Here is a 17,599-nt window from a genome sequence, read left to right as displayed (position 1 = left end):
TCCGACTCACCCAGAGGGTGGCGTGGGCAGCGGATTCACCGAATCGCTGTCCCACGTCACCCTTTGTGTGTCGAGGACCGGCAGCGCCTCGACGTCGGGGCACTCCAGGACCGCACGGATGCACGCGGCGCTGCCGCCGACGTAGGTGCTCATGAGGTCCACGTCGGTCGCGACGCACCACGCCCGGTCATCGGGCCACCACAGGCTCGCGCCGTGGCCGAAGGACGAGAACCGTGCGTCGGCCGCGGCGAGCGGTCCCCGGAACACGATCATCGGTCGTGCCGGCATCACGAGCCGTTCGATTCCGGGCGGGACGTCCAGCACGTTGAGGATCTCGCACAGCGCGAACCGGCACGCGTCCGGCGAGTTGGTGAAGCCGGCGAGCACCGCTGCCAGCGCGTGGGCCTGCGGCGCCGGAAACGATCCGATATCGGGGTCGTCGTCCCACAGGCCGGGCTGGCCCGTCCAGATCCCAGGACCCGACGATCGACCCCCACTCCATCACCGGATGCGCGACGGTGCCGTTCGCCGCCGCGACGTCGTGCCACCGCACCGGGATGTGGTCGTCGTACCCCGGTCCGGTGTGGAGGGTGGCGGGGTGGAAGATTCGCCCGTACGCCTCGAACACCGGTGGCACCAGTGAGCCGACGTCGTACTCGAAGTTCCGGACGGCGTCCGTGATCCAACGACCCGAGTCGGCGTCGGTGCACATCGTCAGCCCGCGGACTCGCCAGTCGCCGTCGTCGAGGTCGGTCATCGGGCCAGGATCACACGGAATAGGCTCGTCGGCATGGCCGACACCCGCTGGCAGCGTGAACGATCCGCGTCCGACTCCCGTCAGTACATCGAGCGCTTCGCGCAGCTCGAGGCCGAGGGCACGGACCTGCACGGGGAAGCCCGTGCCGTCGATGCGATGCTGCCACGTGGCGCGCGTGTGCTCGACGCCGGTTGCGGCACAGGGCGACTCGGTGCCGAACTGGCGAGGCGAGGACACCGCGTGACGGCCGTCGACTTGGATCCGATCCTCGTGGCGGAGGCCCGGAAGCATTCGGAACTCACCGTGCACGAGGCCGATCTGGCGACGCTCGACCTGCCGGGGGAGCGGTTCGACGCCGTCGTCGCGGCCGGCAACGTGCTGATCTTCGTCGCCCGCGGTACCGAGCGCCGGGTGGTCCAGCGGCTCGCCGACCACCTCGTGCCCGGCGGCATCCTGGTGACGGGCTTCGCGACCGACTACGAGTACACGGTGGACGAGTTCGACGCCGACCTCGCCGCCGCGGGCCTGGTCCGGGAGCACCGCTTCGCGACGTGGGATCTGCGGCCGTGGCGCGACGGCGCCGGTTGGGCCGTAACCGTCGCCCGCAAACCTGGGGACTGACCGACTCGTCGGTTTCGGTTACGGTCTCTGCCGACACACCGTCGTCAGACCCAGGGGGATCCCATGGCCGAGCCGACCTACAACCCGGGCCCGAGCTCGCAGTTCGGGGGCGCGCCGGGCTACCCGCAGCAGCCGTACCCGTCCGCGCCGCAGTATCCGGTGCCGCCGGTCCCCGGCCAGTACGGCGGGCAGCCGCCGCTGCCGCCGTCGAACGCCGGTTGGGCCGTCGCGGCGCTCATCTTCTTCTGGCCGGTCGCGTTCTCGGCGTTCGGACACCTGCACGACATCTTCCCGAAGTGGTCGATGGGCGACTACCAGGGAGCGCAGTACGYGTCGGACCGCGTCAAGGCGCTCGGCAAGATCGCGCTGTGCATCGCCGCCGGCCTCATCGTGCTGTACGTGATCTTCATCATCATCCTGATCGCGGTCACCGCGAACGACGTCAGCTCCGGCTACTCGTACAACTACTGACCCACCCGGTGGTCGGCCGAAGCGTGGCCGACCACCGCCGCGGTGCCGGGACGCCGTAGAATCCCTATACCGTGAGCCTTACCCTCGGAATCGTCGGCCTCCCCAACGTCGGCAAGTCGACCCTTTTCAACGCGCTGACCAACAACGATGTGCTGGCCGCGAACTACCCGTTCGCCACCATCGAGCCCAACGTCGGGCTGGTCGAGCTGCCGGACGAGCGGCTGAAGAAGCTGGCCGAGATCTTCGGTTCCGAGCGCATCCTGCCCGCCACAGTGTCGTTCGTCGACATCGCCGGCATCGTCAAGGGCGCCTCCGAGGGCGCGGGCCTGGGCAACAAGTTCCTCGCCAACATCCGCGAGGCCGACGCCATCTGCCAGGTGGTCCGCGTCTTCGCCGACGACGACGTGGTCCATGTCGACGGTCGCGTCGATCCGGCGTCGGACATCGAGGTGATCGAGACCGAGCTCGTCATCGCCGACATGCAGACCTTGGAGAAGGCGCTCCCGCGTCTGGACAAGGAAGCGCGCAAGAACAAGGAACTCAAGGCGCAGCACGACGAGGCGCTCAAGGCTCAAGCGTTCCTCGACGAGGGCAAGACGCTGTTCAGCGTCAAGGACAAGCTCGACTTCTCGCTGCTGCGTGAGCTGAGCCTGCTCACCACCAAGCCTTTCCTGTACGTCTTCAACGCCGACGAGGCCGTCCTCACCGACGAGGCCAGGGTCGCCGAGCTGCGCGCCTCCGTCGCGCCCGCCGACGCCGTGTTCCTCGACGCCAAGGTGGAGCAGGAACTGCTCGAGCTGGACGAGGAAGATCGCCAGGAGATGCTCGACTCCATCGGTCAGTCCGAGCCCGGCCTGCACGCCCTCGCCCGCACCGGATTCCACACCCTCGGCCTGCAGACCTACCTCACCGCCGGTCCCAAGGAAGCGCGCGCCTGGACCATCCACAAGGGCGACACCGCCCCGCAGGCCGCCGGCGTCATCCACACAGACTTCGAGCGCGGCTTCATCAAGGCCGAGATCGTGTCGTTCGACGACCTCGTCGAGACCGGATCCATGAACGCCGCCAAGGCCGCCGGCAAGGTGCGCATGGAAGGCAAGGACTACGTCATGCAGGACGGCGACGTCGTGGAGTTCCGCTTCAACGTCTAGATCCACTGGTCAGAGGCTTGATTTCACTCCTCGGTACGCACTGGAACCCGCAGGGCTCGGAACATTTCGTTCCGCGGCCCTGCGGGTTCTGTCGTCTGCATGTGTGTGAGCCGGGTTACGCTCGGCCGGCGGGTGTCGACGGTGAAGAGCCGTCGGTGTTCGAAGGACCGCTCCGCCGCGACAGCGCGCCGAACGTGTGGTTCCATGCCCGTACGCGAGGAAGCCCGGGAACCCCCGTGTCCACACCGGCACGGTGATCGGAGGAGTCGGACACGATGGCAGGTTCCGAAAGCGACGCGATATTCGAGACCCTGTTGGAATCTGCCAAGCGACTGTCGTTCGATTCGAGGAGTCCGTTCGTGTACCGGCCMGAACCCGGCGACGACGAACGCCACGGCATGACGCCGCAGTGGTCACCGCTCTACGGAACCCCGCTGTGGGACGGCATGTCCGAGGAGGAGCGCGTCCGGCTGACCAGGAGCGAGGTCGCGCAGTTCCTGGGCATCGGCATCTGGCTCGAAGTGGGTTTGCAGGTGGCTTTGCTGAGGGCGAGCCACAGCGCGGATCCGGGACGCCCGGACATCAAGTTCCTCTTCAACGAATGCGCGGACGAGAACCTACATTCGTTGATGTTCGCCAACGCCATCGAGAGCATCGGATCCCACTTCTATCCGCGCGACCGGATGCTGGACTTCTTCGGTTGGCTGTTCCGCCACGTCGTGTGGGACGAAGTCGCGTACGGAATCGTCCTCGCCGGCGAGGAGATCTTCGACGTCATGCAACGTGACTGGATGAACAGTGACGACGTCGCGGCACCCATCCGCCGGTCCGCCTACATTCACGTCGTCGAAGAGTCCCGGCACATGGCGTTCGCGCGTCGGAAGATCCGCGATCGATTGGTCGGACGCTCCCGCTTCCGGCGATTTGTCAGCACCATGATCATCGCGGCAGGAATGCACCTCGTCGCGAGAAGCCTGATCAATCGCCGGGTGTACGACGAGCTCGGCCTCGACTGGGATGTCGTGAAGGCGAACATCGACGGCAACGAACACCATCGGATGATGTTCCGGAGGGCAGCGGAACCGTTCGTGGAGTTCCTGAGCAGAGAAGGGCTGCTGAATTCCGGCGCTCGATGGATCTATCGAAAGTCGAACCTTCTCTGACTAGGAGTTGTCGTGGCCCACGTCATCCTGGGACATTGCTGTAAGGACGCCTCGTGTGTGCGGGTGTGCCCGCAGAACTGCATCCATCCCGCCCCCGGCGAGGACGGCTACGCGTTCACCGAGACGCTCTACATCGACCCCGACTCGTGCATCGACTGCACCGCATGCGTCGAGGCATGTCCGGCCTCGGCCATCAAATCCGAGCACGCGCTGACCTCGACCGAACTCCCGTACGCCGCCCGCAACAGGGAGTACTTCGTGCAGACCCCCGCCGCACCGCGCTCCCGCCCGCACGCGGTCTTCGAGCTGCCACTGGCCGGCCCGCGCGACCGACTCGAGGTTGCCATCGTGGGATCGGGTGCTGCCGCGATGTACACCGTCCGCGAACTCCTGCAGCGATCGTCGTCGATCCGTGTCACCGTCTACGAGCAGTACGACACGGTCGGGGGCCTGTTGCGTCGGGGTGTGTCCCCGGACCATGTCGGCGTGCGCGAGATGATCCGACTGTTCGACGTGCCCTTCGGCGACGACCGCGTCACGATCGTTCCCGGAACCGAAGTCGGCGTGGATATCTCGATCGAAGAGCTTCGGCGGGGATTCGATGCCGTGATCCTCGCCTGCGGGGCCTCGCAGCCGCGTCAGATCGGCTCCTCCGGTGCCGGTGCCGAGATCCACCAGGCCATCGACATTCTGGTTGCCGAGAACTGCGGCACATCCCCGCCGCCCGCACCTGCCGGACCCCGATGCGTCGTGATCGGCGCGGGCAACGTCGCCTTCGACGTCGTCCGCTGGGTCGCGAAGACCCGCGACCGGGTGGCCGCGAGCGAACAGCTCCGCGAACTGGTGATCCTGTCGCGGTCGGCCCCGGACGGCGCCGCCTTCACTCCGTCGGCGTTCTACGAGCTTCTCGACCTCGAGCCCACCGAGGTCCTGATCGACCGCGCCGGCAGCGCACCCCGCGCCGCCGCGGACAGCCCGCTGCTGCACGCGTTGTCGCACCTGCCCTCAACCGATGTCCGCGCCGTGCCCGCCGCGGCGACCGGCGCTGCGGGGCCCCTGCGCATCGTCCTGTCGTTCGGACAGGAAGTGGCCGACCTGGCGAAGACCGAGCACGGCGCCGTCGCGGTCACTACGAACGCCGGCCGGACCTTCCACACCAACTCGGCGATCTGCGCCACCGGATTCACCACCAAACCGATCGACGGCGTCCCGCTCGGCACCCGCGGTGTCGTGCCCAACCGTCGCGGACAGGTGATCTCCCACGAGAGCGGCGATCCCCTCGAGGGGCTGTACGTCGTCGGCTGGGCGAAGCGAGGCGCGTCCGGCGGCGTCGGCGACAACCGCACCTGCGCGGCCGAAACCGTCACACAACTCGCCGCGGACCTCCGCTCACGGGTGTGACGTAACGGCGACGTCAATCTCCGAACTCGACGAGCGCCTCACTCAACGTCCGTCCGGTGACGAACCACCGCGGCACCAACTGTCGCCGAGGATTCCGACGCCGGACGCTGCCAGGTACACGCGAAGCTGGTGCATTCGTCCGGCGTGCGGGCGCAGGATCGTGTGCAGCACAGCACGTCCCGAGGCGCTCACGCCGGTGCCACACACCTCGATCAGCGTCTCGGAGCTGGGTTCGCGGGAGTCGACGTGCAGGATGTCCTCGTGGAATGGCGCCGGTTTCCTCCTATGTGGGCCACTCGCTCGTGTTCGGCAGTGCGGCGTCGCCGCGTCGTCGGTAACGATCTGCTAAGGCCTGTGGCCGAACCTGGGCGTGGTGCGCCTGCTGTCATGGATGCTGCAGAGGTGACATTCGCCAAGCGAAGCTGTTCCGCCCTATGGGTGGTGATGCTGTGTGTCGCAGGCTTGTTGGTCGCGGCGTCGGGGAGCAGCGGGGCCGCACCGCCGCCGGGTTGGCGATACACGATGGTGGCGTTCAGTAACACCAGTGACCACGACATGGATGTGTTCGAGTCGGGGGACGGCTCCCAGTTCCAGCTCGTCCAACCGTCGGCGTATCGGCCCCCGTCAGGACTTGTGCGTGACCCGAGCATCTTCCGGAACGCGGACGGGCTGTACTACGTCACGTACACGACGGGCGGCGGGGCGAGTATCGGCTTCGCGCGCAGCAGTGACCGCGTCAACTGGACGCACATGGGCAACCTTCCGGTCCCGTTCTGCTGCGCCCTCATGCCGGGGACGGGAGACGGCACGGGTTCGGCGAGCCCGCCCGGCTCCTCCGGGTCGGCGGGGTCGGCCGACGGGCCGTCGCTGTCGCCGTTCGTCAGCAAGGCGTGGGCGCCTGAATGGTTCGTGGACGGCGACCGCGTCAACGTCATCCTGTCGATGTCGACCGGTGGGGGATTCGTGCCGTATCTGATGACGGCGCTGGAACCCTCGCTCCGGCAGTGGAGCCTGCCCGTTCCTCTCGCCGGGATCGGAGCCGACCACATCGACACCACCGTGGTCAAGGTTGGATCGACATATCATGYGTTCACCAAGAACGAGACGACCAAGGTCATCGAGCACGCGGTCGCCTCGTCGGTGACCGGTCCCTACTCTTTCGTCCCACCCGGAAACTGGGGCACGCTGGTGGAGGGCCCAGCCGTCATCCAGCTGCCGAACGGTGCCTGGAGGATCTACGTCGACGCCTACACCGAAGGAAAGTATCTCTATTCCGACAGTACGGATGGTCTGAGTACCTGGTCGCCGGTGCAAGAGCTTCCAGGTTCTTCCGGGAAGGTGCGCCACTTCAGTGTGATGCGAGAGCCGGTATGACACCGACCTGATGACAGGCGCACCGGGTCCTCCACCGGCAGATCGCGGTAGTACCAGGTGAACTGGTGCGCACCCGATGCCGTGCCGCGGCGGGGGGCCGCTCCGACCGACGATCCCGGCATCGCGGCGGTGGCAGCGTCGATCGGACCGGACGGGTCGATACCCGAGATCCGATCGGCCTCGCCCGTCAACGATGTAGCGAGTGAACGCAATGCGTCGGTGTCGACACCCAGCTGATCTCCCAAGGAAATTCTCCCCGTCCTTCTGCCCCGAGCGGCGGTACCGGCCGCGGCCCGGTCCGGGGCTCGCAGCGGAGCCCTGTGTGGTTTGACGCACGCAGGCGGTGAGCGGTTCTCTCACGATTGCTGCGGGTTGGTGCCCCCTGTTCGGTCGTGGTCCGACGGAAAGGAGACAGTCGGTTTGCGCGGGGGATGACCACGCAACTCTAGGGAACACTGATGGTTCCGAATCCTGGGTTGACCTGAACCTGGAAGCCTCCCGGGGCGACGACCGAGTCGGTGTCGGCTGTTGCGGTCAGGGTGCCGCTGCCGGTGACCGCAGTGGCCGGGGTGTATCGGCACCATTCGTCCGCGGCGACGGGGCGGCTGTAGTCGACGGGCGTTCGGCGAAGCGCCGTGGTTCCGGTAGCGCCCGTGGTCAGATTCAGCCACCTCACCGACACGTCGGGGCAGGCGTAGGCCGGTGCCGAAACTCTCGCGGAGAAGGTTGCCTCGCCGAGTCCACTGGTGGTTGCCGACGGCGTGACGGGCGTCAGCGTTGGTAGGCAAACCCAGGCAGTGAGTGTGCATGCTGTGCCGAACCTGGCCGGAACCTGGAACTCCGTTGTCGTCGCTGGGGGCGGCTGCGGTTCGGCCGACGCCATGGCGGGGGTGCCGAGCGCACCGAGGACGGCCATCGATGCGACGGCACCGGCGACGACCGGTCTAGGAAGCCGGACACAGCGCAAGGCGTGAACCTCCGAAGCGGAACCTGTCCCGACCTGCCGCGGTGTCAGAGTAGCTCGGGAACAGCTTGTGGCGGAACGGATGCCGTGGATTCCCGGTACGTCCGTTGCCTGGTGTCCTCACGGCGGCCGGCTGCGAGCCGGCCGCCTGAGCTGTTCGCGTTTCTGCGATCAGGAGCCGGTCTATTCGTTCGCGAGTGATCCGTTGATGATGGAACCGGTGGCGAGGGAACCGCCGAGCGACCCTGCCGCAGAACCGACCTCGAGAGACCCGACCAGAGGGTCGACCAGGGAGCCGACGTCGAGCGAGCCGAACAGGGAATGGAGAAAGCCGCCGTCCAGCTGGGTATCTTGCGTCCACTCGCCGCACCCGGAGGTGATGAACACATCGTCGGTTTCTTCGATCTTCACCGTGGTCGGGCCCTTTGTCTTACCGGACGCGATCGGTTCCATGCGGAGCGTTTTCATGGTTCCGCGTACCCAGGTGCAGGTCTGGCCCCCGTCGACGAGTGCGCCTTCGGTGGAGTAGATGCCGGGTCGGATGTCCTTGTTCACGTAATACATCCCAGTCCCTTCGGGGATGGTCTTGGATGCTGCGGAGGCGATTCCCGTGCCTCCGAGGATGATTCCGACCGATGCTGCTGCGACGACGCCGGCAGCGATGGACTTGCGCATTCCGTCTTCTTCCTGAGGTTCCGTGGTGGGTCCCGGCGACTGTAGTGGGCAGTGCCGACCTGTCGGGCGGTTTTGAACACATGTCCTGACGACGCGCTCGCCGAGCGGTGCGCCGCTGGCTCTGCTCGGTCCGACGCAGGTCGGACGTGAATGGTTCCATCACGATTGCTGCGGGTGGTGACAGACGGTGCCGCGTGTCAACGCCCCGACGCGGGCGCCTCATCCAACGTCCGGCGGGTGACGAACCGCCGCGGCAGCCCCGACAGCGGATCGGTGAATTCCAGTTCCCGGGCGAGCAGTTGGAGTGGGAGGGCATGATCGTCCGGCGCCTCGGGCAGCAGTTCGGGATACCAACTGTCGCCCAGGATCCCTATGCCGAGCGCTGCCAGATGCACCCGCAATTGGTGCATCCTTCCGGTGTGCGGGCGCAGGATCGTGTGCAGCACAGCGCGTCCGGAGGCGCTCGAGCCGGCGCCACGTACCTCGATCAGCGTCTCGGAGTTGGGCTCGCGGGAGTCGTCGACGACGACCCGTAGCTCGCCGCGCCGCGCCTCGATGTGGCTGCGGTAGACGACGGGAACGGCGCGCCCGGCGAGCGCCGGTGCGTCCGGGTCCCACCCGGGCGGTAGCGCCGACACCGCCTCGTAGACCTTCACGACCCGCCGCTTCTCGAACAGTGACTGGTAGGCGCCGCGCGTCGCGGGGCGCGCCGAGAACATCACCAGGCCGGCGGTCGCGCGGTCGAGTCGATGGATCGGCGTCAGGTCCGGGTTGTCGAGGCGGGTCCGCAACCGGACGAGCGCGGACTCGCGCAGGTAGCGCCCGCCCGGGGTGGTCGGGAGGAAGTGCGGCTTGTCGATCACGACGAGGTCGTCGTCGACGTGCAGGATCTCCTCGTGGAACGGCACCGGTTCCTCCACCGGCAGGTCGCGGTAGTACCAGACGAACCGATGCGCGCTCAGCGTCGTTCCGCGACCGATCGGACGGCCGTCGGCGCCCACGATCTCGCCGGCGTCGAACCTCCGGTACAGGTCGTCGGCGTCCAGGTGGTCGAACCTCGCGACGACGTAGTCCGCGATCGTCACCCACGGCCCGGACGTCGGGACGCGCAGCCGCGTCGGTCCGACCCCGTTCTTGACGGGTAGCGGGGAGGGCATCGGCACCCGCTCATCATCCCACCGGCTGATCGCTCGGCCGCGCCGCGGGTCGCGACGAGGCACCCCACGACGGGCGGTTGCTGCGACAACGGCCGAGAGACGACCGCAGTAACCGCCCGTCGTCGTTGCCGCGTGTCTCAGTGCGCCGGGCGGGGGGATGCAGGAGGGCCCTGGTGTCCTCCTCCGAACGGGTGTTTCCAGCTGCGCTCGCCATCGGTGTGGGCGCTGTCGGGGGCGGCGGGGGCTTCCGCGGTGGTGTCCGCCGCGGCGTGACGGGCGGTGGTTGTCTGCGTCCCGGTGGCGGCGAGTTGGTCGCGTTCCTGGGTGAGTGCCGCCTCGTTGCGGCGCGATTGCTCCAACTCGTTGCGTGCGGCCCGTCCTCGTCTGGAGGCGCGCCGGGCACCCGTGAGTACGAGGCCGAGCCCCAGGAAGCCGACCGCCCCGACGACGATTCCACAGAGGAACAGGGCGCCGGTGGATCCGGTCACGTGGTAGCCGAGCACCGAGAAGTCGTCGGTCAAGGCGTGCTCGACGCCCCCGTTGGAGAGGACGCCGGCAACACCGACGACCACTGCCGCGATGAGAATGATCAGGCCGATGACGATCATGGCAACTCCAGGTGGGCGAGAAGGGTCCGTCCGGGTGGGAGTACCCGTTCCGGGCTCGCCTCACACCTGGACTGCTCAGTTCGGTTGCGTCAGCCGACGTGCTGCCGCACGACGTCCGCGATGGCCGTAGCGACCCTGTCCGCCTGGGTTTCCGGAAGGCACGCGTAACCGCAGACCAGGCCACGGGGACCGTCCGGGTCGGCGCGCAACGACGAGAGCGGCGGCAGGGTGATGCCGCGACCGCGGAGGGCCGACGCGATCGCGGTGTCGTCGGTGTCGTCGGGGAGCCTGAGCACCAGGTGCAGTCCCGCCTCGACGCCGACCAGTCGGGCATCGGTGCAGTGGCGCTTCAGCGCGCCGACCAGCGCGCCCCGGCGGGCGGCGTAGGTGCGGGACGCCCTGGCAAGGTGTCGGGTCAGGGCGCCCGACTCGATGAACCGGGCGAACGCGAGTCCGGTTACGGTACAGACGCTCTCGCCGCTTAACGCGAGCGCCTCGGCGACCGGCTAGCGAAGCCCCCGCGGCGGCAGCAGCCAGGTCAGGCGCAGCGAGGGCGTGAGCACCTTCGAGGCCGTACCGATGTAGGCGACGCAGTCGCGTCCACCGTCCAGGCTGCGCAGTGCGGGCAGGGCGGACACGTCGTAGCGGAACTCGCCGTCGTAGTCGTCCTCGATGAGCAGCCTGCCGGCCTCGGTTGCCCACGCGACGAGTCGGGCGCGCCGAGGAGCGGGGAGACGCGCACCGATCGGATACTGATGCGCAGGAGTGCAGTACACGGCCGCGTCGGAGTCACGCAGTGATCCGGGATCGAGGCCGTCGGCGTCGACATCGACGGAACGCGTACGGGCGCCGGACATCTGGAGCACCCGGCGTGCCTCGACATAGCCGGGTTCCTCGAAGGCGACGTCACGTCCGGCGCGCCCGGCCGCCGCGGTGACGGCGCGCAGTGCGGAAGTCACGCCCGGCACGATGATCAAATCATCTGGCTCCGAGACGATTCCGCGGGTGCGGCGCAGGTGCCCGGACAGGGCGAGCCGGAGCTCGGCGTGCCCGTCGGGGCCCGCCGGCGCGGACGCGACGGGTGCCGCGGCGGCCGCCCGCCACGCGCGGCGCCAGTCGGTGGTCGAGATCAGGGCGGTGTCGGGGTGGCCCGGGGTGAGATTCCATATCGGCGGGGTCTGCCGTGGCGCGCGAGGCGGCGCGGTCGCCGGCGTAGCCGTGGGGACGTGCGGCGCGGCGCCCGCGGAGGCCGCGGTGTCGGCGCCGTCGGCAATCCGGGTGCCGGAACCCGGCCGCGCTACGACGTAGCCGGCCGCCGCGAGTTCGTCGTACGCGTCGACGACGGAAGCCCTGGCCACGGCGAGTTCCGCGGCGAGTGTGCGGGTCGACGGGAGCGCGTCCCCGGGCTGAGCCTGCCGAGCCGGATCTGCTCGACGATCGCCTCCGCAATGCGATGTCGCAGTGGGGAGGTGCTGACGGGCAGTCGCAACGCAAGGTGCATGTCGGGGGAGATGCGGGACACGACGGTCAGGATAGTGGTCTGCCTGTTCGATGCAGTTCTGGACCTACTGGGTAGTCCGGAAATCGTGGACGATTCGTTGCATGGATCGGATCAGGAGATACCCAGAACTCGCCGGCGACCACCGGCGCGATCTCGACGCGGTGCTCGACGCGGCAGCGGTCGGCACCCTCGCGACGGCCGTGGACGGACTGCCGTGGGTTGTGCCCATGCTCTACGCACGCGACAGTGACCGCATCGTGTTGCACGGATCGACGGGTGCCGGGGCGCTGCGGCAGGTCGCGGCGGGTGCGCCTGCCGCGTTCTCCGTCACGATGCTCGACGGGATCGTGGTGGCGGACACCCTGTTCGACTCCACGGCCAACTACCGGTCGGTCGTGGTCCGCGGGTGCCTCACCGACTTCAGTGGAGACGATGCGGTGCACGCCCTGGACCTGATGTCCGACTCGCTGATCCCCGGTCGCAGTTCGGAGGTGCGGACTCACACGAAGAAGGAACTCGCGGCGACCCTGGCGATGGCCCTGCCCATCGAACCCGGATGCTGGACGGTGAGGGTGCGGGACGCGCCACCGCCCGAACCGTCCATGGATTCCGTCGGATGGGCGGGCGTGGTTCCGCTGCGGACGTCGGCGTGCGAACCGATCCCGGCACCGTGGGTGGGCGCGGACATGCCGGCACCCGAGTCGGTCCGGCGTCTGGTCGCGAACGGGAGCCCCTAGGCGCTCGATCGGGCGGTTGTCGGAACAGACGTCGAGTGACGATCCCGACAATCGCCCGTTCGGCGTCGAATCCGGGCGGTGGTCGCGCCCGCACGGCGTATGCTCGCGCAGCACAGGACGGGTCGGCGGCGCAGGCTCCATCGCGTGGCTGGCCCGATGTGCGATGTGAGGGGACTCGATGGAAACCGTCACGAATCCTTCTGTGGTTGAAGACGGCCCGGGCCGGGTCCTGGTGCGCAGCGAGTTCGCCCCGTTGCACACGGTGGCGGTGTCCCGATCGCAGTTCGGTGCCCCGGACGCGATGATCGAAGGCTGTCTGCGCTTGCCGCACCGCCGGCTCGAGGTGCTGGCCAGCCGAGAGATCCTCGCGGACAGGGCGCTCGGAGGCCGCTGCATCTATGTGGGCGCTACCGCAGCCGGCCGTGCCGGACGGTGCGGCCGACGACCTCGGAGCAGGGCCGTTCCTTGGGGGGCGATCGCGGGATATGGCGTCACCGTCGAGTACGTCGACTTCGCGGTTACCCGCAGCTTCGGCGGGGCGTTCCGGTGCACGACGCAGGTGCTTCACCGGGAATGAACTACCGACCCGAGGCGTCTCCCCGATAACCCAGAGCTCGAGCCGCTTCCAGACGCTCAACGGGTGGTTACTGCGACAACGGCCGAGAGCCGATCGCAGTAACCACCCGTTCTCCGCTGTGAGTCAGTTGGCCGACGACGCGGCCCGGGTCTTCCACCACGACCAGGCGGCCGTGACGATGATGGCGCCGGCGAGGGAGCCGATGATGCCGCTGGGGCGCAGTGCGAGTCCGTCACCGGCGAGGAGGCTGATGACCAGGCCGCCTACCAACGAACCGCCGAGGCCGGCGGCGCAGGCCAGAGCCCAGTCGATTCCGTTCCTGGATCTGCCCATGATGAGCTGGGCGACGACGCCGACAAGCAACCCGAACAGGATGATCCCGATGATCAGCATGGCGGGAGTATAGGCAGCCATATCCGGCGGATTCTCTGTTTTGTCGCAAAGACACGGTCTCCCGATGGCAACAATCGCGGCGGGTATCGAACTGGAGTGATTCAAACTCTTGAACCGCCTGCACAGGCGGGGGCCGGCCGTCGGTGACCGCCCGGGAGCCGTTGACGACCGCAGCGGTGGGGCACAGGATTCGCGGCATGACATTCAGCGTCGACACCCGGGCACACCGGCACGCCGTTCCGGCCTGCTGCGTGGCCGCCCCCTGTCCGCGCTCCTGTTGATGTCGCCGGCCCTCGGGAACTAGGGGCCGTCACTCTGCTCGCCCGCCGGTCGTCCACGACCGCTCGGGATCGTCTGTGCACTCCCCACGTACGTATCGGAGGTTTTCCATGCGTCGTTCGACGCGTCTACGCTTCTCCCTGACCGCCGCCGCGGTCATCGCATCCCTCGCTCTGACCGCCTGCAGCAGTTCCAGTGCCTCGGAACCGTCTGCCACGGCCGGAAACCCGCGGTCCGATGTCACCCTCCGGATCGGTGACCAGGTCAAGAGCACGCAGTCGCTCCTCGAGGCGGCCGGCGAGCTGGACGGCCTCGACTACGGCATCGAGTGGTCCACGTTCGAGGCGGGACCGCCGCTACTGGAAGCGCTGGGCGCCAACAAGATCGACGCCGGTGGCACGGGCGACGTGCCGCCGGTGTTCGCCCAGGCCACCGGGAATTCCGGCCGTATCGTCGCGGTGCAAGCGCGGACCGGCGCCAACGACTTCCTGCTGGTGCCCGCGAACTCGACCGCGTCGTCCATCGCCGACCTGAAGGGCAAGAAGATCGCGGTCACGCAGGGCTCGAGCTCGCACGGCCTCGTCCTCGGCCTGCTCGAGCAGGCGAACCTGCCGGTATCGGACTTTCAGTTCCAGTTCCTCAGCCCCGCAGATGCATTGAGCGCGTTCGCCTCCGGCCAGGTCGACGCATGGGCGGTGTGGAACCCCTACGCGACCATCGGCACGAACACCGCCGGCGCCGAGGTGATCGCCGACGGCAGTGAGGTCGCCACCGGCCAGTCCTACTTCTCGGCCGCGTCGGAGGCCTTGGCGGACCCGGCGAAGTCGGCGGCGCTGGCCGACTTCTTCCAGCGGTTGTCCCGCGCCCAGGTGTGGGCCGACGCGCACCCGGAGGCGTGGGTGCCGATCTTCGCGAAGCTGACCAAGCTCCCGCAGGACGTTGCGGCGGCGTCGTTCGACACGTCGAAGGGCTCCTACGTTCCGATCGACGACCAGCGCATCGCGAAGCAGCAGAAGCTGATCGACCTGTTCGCCTCGGCGGGACTGCTGAAGCAAGCTCCCGTCGCCGGTGAGTACTTCGACGCCCGGTTCAACCCGCAGATCGAGGAGGGCGGGAAATGACCGCGGTCCTGACGCAGAATGTCGTGACCGTCGCCGCAGCGGATACCGCCGCGCCGACGCCGCCGCGCCGACGCCGTTCGTGGACGCCGCTGCTGCGACTGATCTCCCCGCTGGTACTGCTGGTGCTGTGGCAGGTACTCAGCAGCGCCGGAGTGGTGTCGGACAAGACGATTGCCTCGCCGGCGCAGGTGATCTCGGCGGCCGCGGAACTGTGGTCGGACGGCAGCCTGGAGGACGCACTCGCCGTGTCGGTGCAGCGGGTGCTCCTCGGTGTCGTGCTCGGGGTTGCGCTCGCCGTCGTGCTCGGCGTGCTCGCCGGGTTCTCCCGGATCGTCGAACTCGCCATCGATCCGCCCATCCAGATGCTGCGGACGGTGCCGTTCCTCGGGCTGATCCCGCTGTTCATCATCTGGTTCGGGATCGGCGAGGAGCCCAAGGTGCTCCTGGTGGCGCTCGGGGTGATGTTCCCGCTGTATCTCAACCTGTTCGCCGGCATCCGGAGCATCGACGGCAAGCTGATCGAGGCCGCGGAGACGCTGGGGCTCAGCAGGTTCCAGCTCGCGGTCCATGTGGTTCTGCCCGGGTCACTGCCGCAGGCGCTCACCGGGCTGCGGCTGTCCCTCGGCGTCGCGTGGCTGGCGCTGATCGTCGCCGAACAGATCAACGCGGACGCCGGGCTCGGGTATCTCGTCAACAACGCCCGCATCTACTTCCGCATCGACATCGTCATCTTCGGCCTGCTCGTGTACGCGTTCCTCGGTCTCGCAACCGACGCGATCGTGCGGGCCCTCGAAGGGAGGCTCCTGACATGGCGCAAGACGTACCAGGGGGCGTGAGCGACGCCGTCGTCACCGCCCGCGGCGTGCGACGCATTTTCGGCTCCGACGTCGTCCTCGACGGCATCGACCTGACCCTGCGCCGCGGCGAGATCGTCGCGCTCGTAGGACGCAGCGGCTCGGGCAAGTCGACGCTGCTGAGGACCGTCGCCGGGCTCGACCTCGGACACGACGGCAGCATCGACGTCGACGGTTCGGTGGCCGTCGCGTTCCAGGAGCCGCGGTTGCTTCCGTGGAAACGGGTGCACCGCAACGTCTCGCTCGGACTGCCGGGTGCCGACGGCAGGCAGCGCGCGGTCGATGCCCTCGCGGAGGTGAACCTCGCGCACCGTGTCGACGCGTGGCCGCTGACGCTCTCCGGCGGCGAGGCCCAGCGGGTGTCGTTGGCTCGGGCCCTCGTCCGCGAGCCCGAGCTGCTGCTCCTCGACGAACCGTTCGGTGCGCTGGACGCGCTGACCCGAATCACCGCCTACGAGTTACTGATCCGGTTGTGGAAGCGGCGCGGCTTCGCGGTCCTGCTCGTCACCCACGACGTGGAGGAGGCGGTGCTGCTCGCGGACCGGGTGCTCGTCCTCGACGGCGGCCGGATCGCCCACGACGTCGCGGTCTCGGCGCCCCGCCCTCGGCTGCGTGCCGACCCCGACGTGGTCGGCCTGCGCAGCACAGTTCTCACTCATCTCGGCGTTCTCGAAGGGATTCCCGCATGACTCTGCATTTCCATTGGTACCTGCCCACCTCCGGGGACGGGCGGGAGGTGATCGGCGCGCTCGACCCGCAGGAGGCCGCGGGGCGCGCGTCTGCGTTTCGTCCGCCGTCGCTCGACTACCTGTCCCTGGTCGCCAGGACTGCGGAGCAGTTGGGTTTCGAAGCGGTGCTCACGCCGACCGGCACGTGGTGCTCTGATGCGTGGATCACGACCGCGGCGCTCATCCGGGAGACCCGCACGCTCAAGTTCCTCGTCGCGTTCCGGCCCGGGTTGATCACCCCGACGCTGGCCGCGCAGCAGGCCGCGGCGTTCCAGCAGTTGTCCGGCGGTCGGTTGCTGCTCAACATCGTCACGGGCGGTGACGCGGAGGAGCAGCGCCGGTTCGGCGACTTCCTCACCAAGGCGGAGCGCTACCAGCGGACGGGGGAGTTCCTCGAGATCGTCCGCGGTGCGTGGAGTGGGACGCCGTTCGACTTCGCGGGTACCCACTACACAGTCGAGGGTGCGGCGGCACTCCCCACGCCGTCGCCGGCGCCGGGGATCTTCTTCGGTGGGGCCAGCGAGCCTGCCCTGGACGTCGCCGCCCGGCACGTCGACACCTACCTCACCTGGACCGAGCCGCCTGCGAGGGTGGGCGCCCTGATCGACGACGTCCGCCGCCGCGCCGCGCTGCACGGACGGACCCTGAGCTTCGGGATCCGCGCGCACGTGATCGCCCGCGACACCTCGGAGGAGGCGTGGGCCGAAGCACACAAGCTGGTCGAGCGAATGAATCCCGCGCAGATCGAGCTGGCACGGAACCGCCTGGCGCAGAGCGAGTCCGAAGGCCAACGACGTCAGCTCGGCCTGAGTGCCGATCTGCGCAACCTCGAGGTGTACCCGGGGCTGTGGGCCGGGTACGGGCTGGTCCGCGGCGGCGCCGGAACCGCTCTCGTCGGCAGCCACGCGGAGGTGGCGTCGCTGATCCAGGAGTACGCGGCGGTGGGCGTCGAGCACTTCGTGCTGTCCGGTCAGCCGCACATCGAGGAGGCGTACTGGTTCGGTGAGGGGGTGCGTCCGATCCTGTCGCGGCAGGGGGTGCTGCAGGTCGCGTGATCGGTGCACGGC

Annotated in this window: 18 protein-coding genes and 2 pseudogenes; 12 read left to right on the top strand and 8 right to left on the bottom strand. The window is 68.5% G+C overall.

Annotated features, from left to right (window positions below; all coding sequences use genetic code 11):
* Positions 1 to 6: 6 nt before the first annotated feature.
* Entirely contained in the window at positions 7 to 387 is a 381-nt protein-coding gene (locus AB4Z09_RS20295) for a hypothetical protein (RefSeq protein WP_254622847.1), read from the bottom strand.
* Between the two features lie 403 nt (positions 388 to 790).
* On the opposite strand from AB4Z09_RS20295, the gene AB4Z09_RS20290 reads away from it, so the two are divergent.
* The 5 genes from AB4Z09_RS20290 (at position 791) to AB4Z09_RS20270 (ending at position 5,564) form a co-directional block, all read left to right on the top strand.
* Positions 791 to 1,378, top strand: a complete 588-nt coding sequence (locus AB4Z09_RS20290) for a class I SAM-dependent methyltransferase (protein WP_174908980.1) — start codon at positions 791 to 793, stop codon at positions 1,376 to 1,378.
* Positions 1,379 to 1,441: 63 nt separating this feature from the next.
* Entirely contained in the window at positions 1,442 to 1,849 is a 408-nt protein-coding gene (locus AB4Z09_RS20285; protein WP_442240543.1) for a CD225/dispanin family protein, read from the top strand.
* A gap of 71 nt (positions 1,850 to 1,920) precedes the next feature.
* Complete coding sequence (ychF, locus tag AB4Z09_RS20280) at positions 1,921 to 3,000, top strand: redox-regulated ATPase YchF (RefSeq protein WP_174908983.1); 1,080 nt, start codon at positions 1,921 to 1,923, stop codon at positions 2,998 to 3,000.
* A gap of 275 nt (positions 3,001 to 3,275) precedes the next feature.
* Complete coding sequence (locus AB4Z09_RS20275) at positions 3,276 to 4,163, top strand: AurF N-oxygenase family protein (protein WP_174908985.1); 888 nt, start codon at positions 3,276 to 3,278, stop codon at positions 4,161 to 4,163.
* A gap of 12 nt (positions 4,164 to 4,175) precedes the next feature.
* Positions 4,176 to 5,564: an FAD-dependent oxidoreductase gene (locus AB4Z09_RS20270; protein ID WP_174908987.1), complete on the top strand. Its 1,389-nt coding sequence runs from the start codon at positions 4,176 to 4,178 to the stop codon at positions 5,562 to 5,564.
* A gap of 75 nt (positions 5,565 to 5,639) precedes the next feature.
* Here the strand turns inward: AB4Z09_RS20270 and AB4Z09_RS20265 are convergent.
* Positions 5,640 to 5,807, bottom strand: a pseudogene (locus AB4Z09_RS20265) (pseudouridine synthase); the annotation flags it as partial.
* Between the two features lie 144 nt (positions 5,808 to 5,951).
* On the opposite strand from AB4Z09_RS20265, the gene AB4Z09_RS20260 reads away from it, so the two are divergent.
* Positions 5,952 to 6,938, top strand: a complete 987-nt coding sequence (locus AB4Z09_RS20260; RefSeq protein ID WP_442240542.1) for a glycoside hydrolase family 43 protein — start codon at positions 5,952 to 5,954, stop codon at positions 6,936 to 6,938.
* A 445-nt stretch (positions 6,939 to 7,383) separates the two neighbouring features.
* On the opposite strand, the gene AB4Z09_RS20255 is transcribed toward AB4Z09_RS20260, so the two are convergent.
* From AB4Z09_RS20255 to pdxR, 5 genes and pseudogenes are all read right to left on the bottom strand, one after another.
* Complete coding sequence (locus AB4Z09_RS20255) at positions 7,384 to 7,854, bottom strand: hypothetical protein (protein WP_442240541.1); 471 nt, start codon at positions 7,852 to 7,854, stop codon at positions 7,384 to 7,386.
* A gap of 231 nt (positions 7,855 to 8,085) precedes the next feature.
* A complete protein-coding gene (locus AB4Z09_RS20250) occupies positions 8,086 to 8,577 on the bottom strand; it encodes a hypothetical protein (RefSeq protein ID WP_114718346.1) in 492 nt (163 codons plus the stop codon).
* 197 nt (positions 8,578 to 8,774) lie between these two features.
* The gene (locus AB4Z09_RS20245) at positions 8,775 to 9,734 is read right to left on the bottom strand and encodes a pseudouridine synthase (protein WP_174914539.1); all 960 of its coding nucleotides are present in this window, start codon (positions 9,732 to 9,734) and stop codon (positions 8,775 to 8,777) included.
* 137 nt (positions 9,735 to 9,871) lie between these two features.
* Positions 9,872 to 10,342 carry a hypothetical protein gene (locus AB4Z09_RS20240; RefSeq protein WP_114718348.1) on the bottom strand — a complete coding sequence of 157 codons (471 nt, stop codon included), beginning with the start codon at positions 10,340 to 10,342 and terminating at the stop codon, positions 9,872 to 9,874.
* Positions 10,343 to 10,431: 89 nt separating this feature from the next.
* Positions 10,432 to 11,864, bottom strand: a pseudogene (gene pdxR, locus AB4Z09_RS20235) (MocR-like pyridoxine biosynthesis transcription factor PdxR).
* Between the two features lie 80 nt (positions 11,865 to 11,944).
* Here pdxR and AB4Z09_RS20230 point away from each other — a divergent pair.
* Positions 11,945 to 12,580 carry a pyridoxamine 5'-phosphate oxidase family protein gene (locus AB4Z09_RS20230; RefSeq protein WP_174908991.1) on the top strand — a complete coding sequence of 212 codons (636 nt, stop codon included), beginning with the start codon at positions 11,945 to 11,947 and terminating at the stop codon, positions 12,578 to 12,580.
* 178 nt (positions 12,581 to 12,758) lie between these two features.
* Positions 12,759 to 13,157, top strand: a complete 399-nt coding sequence (locus AB4Z09_RS20225) for a hypothetical protein (protein ID WP_442240540.1) — start codon at positions 12,759 to 12,761, stop codon at positions 13,155 to 13,157.
* 123 nt (positions 13,158 to 13,280) lie between these two features.
* Here the strand turns inward: AB4Z09_RS20225 and AB4Z09_RS20220 are convergent, their stop codons facing one another.
* The gene (locus AB4Z09_RS20220; protein ID WP_114718351.1) at positions 13,281 to 13,550 is read right to left on the bottom strand and encodes a GlsB/YeaQ/YmgE family stress response membrane protein; all 270 of its coding nucleotides are present in this window, start codon (positions 13,548 to 13,550) and stop codon (positions 13,281 to 13,283) included.
* Between the two features lie 389 nt (positions 13,551 to 13,939).
* Between AB4Z09_RS20220 and AB4Z09_RS20215 the strand changes: the two genes are divergently transcribed.
* From AB4Z09_RS20215 to AB4Z09_RS20200, 4 genes are read left to right on the top strand one after another with little or no spacing between them, the layout of a single operon-like run.
* Entirely contained in the window at positions 13,940 to 14,950 is a 1,011-nt protein-coding gene (locus tag AB4Z09_RS20215) for an ABC transporter substrate-binding protein (protein ID WP_442240539.1), read from the top strand.
* Complete coding sequence (locus AB4Z09_RS20210) at positions 14,947 to 15,786, top strand: ABC transporter permease (RefSeq protein ID WP_442240538.1); 840 nt, start codon at positions 14,947 to 14,949, stop codon at positions 15,784 to 15,786. Before AB4Z09_RS20215 ends, AB4Z09_RS20210 begins: the two co-directional genes overlap by 4 nt.
* Positions 15,759 to 16,493, top strand: coding sequence for an ABC transporter ATP-binding protein (locus AB4Z09_RS20205; protein ID WP_174908997.1), 735 nt, complete (start codon positions 15,759 to 15,761; stop codon positions 16,491 to 16,493). Before AB4Z09_RS20210 ends, AB4Z09_RS20205 begins: the two co-directional genes overlap by 28 nt.
* Positions 16,490 to 17,587 carry an LLM class flavin-dependent oxidoreductase gene (locus AB4Z09_RS20200; RefSeq protein ID WP_174908999.1) on the top strand — a complete coding sequence of 366 codons (1,098 nt, stop codon included), beginning with the start codon at positions 16,490 to 16,492 and terminating at the stop codon, positions 17,585 to 17,587. The genes AB4Z09_RS20205 and AB4Z09_RS20200 overlap by 4 nt, the downstream gene beginning before the upstream one ends.
* Positions 17,588 to 17,599 lie beyond the last annotated feature (12 nt).

This window comes from Rhodococcus sp. TAF43 (assembly GCF_052113525.1).
Classification (GTDB): Bacteria; Actinomycetota; Actinomycetes; order Mycobacteriales; family Mycobacteriaceae; genus Prescottella.
This window is presented reverse-complemented; position numbering and strand designations above follow the sequence as displayed.

Coding starts and splice junctions, on each gene's coding strand:
- AB4Z09_RS20240 (WP_114718348.1), bottom strand. CDS start 10,342: ATGATCGTCATCGGCCTGATCATTCTCATCGCGGCAGTGGTCGTCGGT.
- AB4Z09_RS20205 (WP_174908997.1), top strand. CDS start 15,759: ATGGCGCAAGACGTACCAGGGGGCGTGAGCGACGCCGTCGTCACCGCC.
- AB4Z09_RS20230 (WP_174908991.1), top strand. CDS start 11,945: ATGGATCGGATCAGGAGATACCCAGAACTCGCCGGCGACCACCGGCGC.
- AB4Z09_RS20250 (WP_114718346.1), bottom strand. CDS start 8,577: ATGCGCAAGTCCATCGCTGCCGGCGTCGTCGCAGCAGCATCGGTCGGA.
- AB4Z09_RS20200 (WP_174908999.1), top strand. CDS start 16,490: ATGACTCTGCATTTCCATTGGTACCTGCCCACCTCCGGGGACGGGCGG.
- AB4Z09_RS20210 (WP_442240538.1), top strand. CDS start 14,947: ATGACCGCGGTCCTGACGCAGAATGTCGTGACCGTCGCCGCAGCGGAT.
- AB4Z09_RS20215 (WP_442240539.1), top strand. CDS start 13,940: ATGCGTCGTTCGACGCGTCTACGCTTCTCCCTGACCGCCGCCGCGGTC.
- AB4Z09_RS20220 (WP_114718351.1), bottom strand. CDS start 13,550: ATGCTGATCATCGGGATCATCCTGTTCGGGTTGCTTGTCGGCGTCGTC.
- AB4Z09_RS20290 (WP_174908980.1), top strand. CDS start 791: ATGGCCGACACCCGCTGGCAGCGTGAACGATCCGCGTCCGACTCCCGT.
- AB4Z09_RS20245 (WP_174914539.1), bottom strand. CDS start 9,734: ATGCCCTCCCCGCTACCCGTCAAGAACGGGGTCGGACCGACGCGGCTG.
- AB4Z09_RS20255 (WP_442240541.1), bottom strand. CDS start 7,854: ATGGCCGTCCTCGGTGCGCTCGGCACCCCCGCCATGGCGTCGGCCGAA.
- AB4Z09_RS20225 (WP_442240540.1), top strand. CDS start 12,759: ATGGAAACCGTCACGAATCCTTCTGTGGTTGAAGACGGCCCGGGCCGG.